At 66.8% G+C, this 1,098-nt stretch carries 1 protein-coding gene (running past one end of the window); it reads right to left on the bottom strand.

Going from position 1 to position 1,098, the window contains the following annotated elements; translation table 11 throughout:
• Nucleotides 1–946: the 5' portion of a type VI secretion system Vgr family protein gene (locus GJA_RS28630; protein WP_479686753.1), read on the bottom strand. The gene continues 20 nt to the left of window position 1, outside the view; the window shows 946 of its 966 coding nt (coding positions 1–946); it begins with the start codon at nt 944–946; its stop codon lies beyond the left edge, outside the window.
• Nucleotides 947–1,098 lie beyond the last annotated feature (152 nt).

Below are 1,098 nucleotides of genomic sequence, written 5' to 3'. Positions count from 1 at the left end.
TGTCCGATTGGGTGGTCCAGTGTAATTGGCCGCCGGCAAATAACGCCGTCGAGGCCGGCGTGGCCCAGTTGATGCTGGCGGGCGCTTCCAGCAGCACCCATGGCGCGCCGAATTGCTCGACCGGCCTGGCCTCGTCGAGTTGACGCGCGCCATCCTTCGCTTTCAGCGCGCTGTGGCCGCCGATATTGCCGGCCATGCGGCCTTTTTGTTGCGGATCGATGTGGGCCAGCAAGTCGGGCTGGGCCGCGTTGGCGTCCTTGCTCAGCAGCGCTTGCTGTTGCTGCGCCGCTTGCGCCAACACCTTGCTCAGTTCAGCGGCGCCGCGCAATTGCGCCGCCGCTTCGGCAGTATCGAGCTGGGTCGAGGCGATGCCGCTGCCTTGCTGCTGGCGTGCGCTACTGGAAATCAACAGGCCCTCGGCGCCGCGCAGCATGCCCCAGGCATCGGTGCGTAATTCAAAGCCGCTGCCGCGATAGGCGCCCCGTTGCGCCGAACCGGCCGCCTGCTGCACCAGGTAGCCGAGATTCAATTGTGTCGCGGCACTGCTGCTGGCCAACCGGGTGCGCAATTGGCCGGGCGTATCGTCGATGACCCACTGGTTGTAGCCGTCGCCATCGAAATTATTGCTGTGCATGCCGGACAGTACGCCGCCATGGTTACTGCCCGAATCGATACCGGCCGAGTAGGGCGGGATATCGGCGCCGGTGTACAGCTGCGCCACCACGAGCGGACGGTCGATATCGCCTTCGATGAAATCGACCAGTACTTCGGTGCCGAGGCGCGGCGTGAATTGCGACCCCCAGTTCGGCCCCGCCAGCGCCTCCGCTACCCGCACCCATGCGCCGGACGCCTGGTTGCCGGGTGCGTTGCCCTTGCTGTCGGTGTTGTGATGCAGTCCGCCGGGATTGGCGGCGGCGCCGCGCTGCCAGGCGAACTGGACGCGCACCTGATGGTCGCGCGCCGTCGTATTGACCGTCTCCGGCAAACCGACCACCAGCGCCGTTTGCGGACCGGGCGCGGTATGGGTATCCGGTGCGGCGATCGCGCGCGGCACGATGGGGACCGTCTCGCGCACGCAGCCGAAAGTGTTGCGGTAGG

The organism is Janthinobacterium agaricidamnosum NBRC 102515 = DSM 9628 (assembly GCF_000723165.1).
Lineage (GTDB): Bacteria > Pseudomonadota > Gammaproteobacteria > Burkholderiales > Burkholderiaceae_D > Janthinobacterium > Janthinobacterium agaricidamnosum.
Note: the sequence above shows the minus strand (reverse complement) of the source record. Positions and strands in the feature narration are given on the sequence as shown.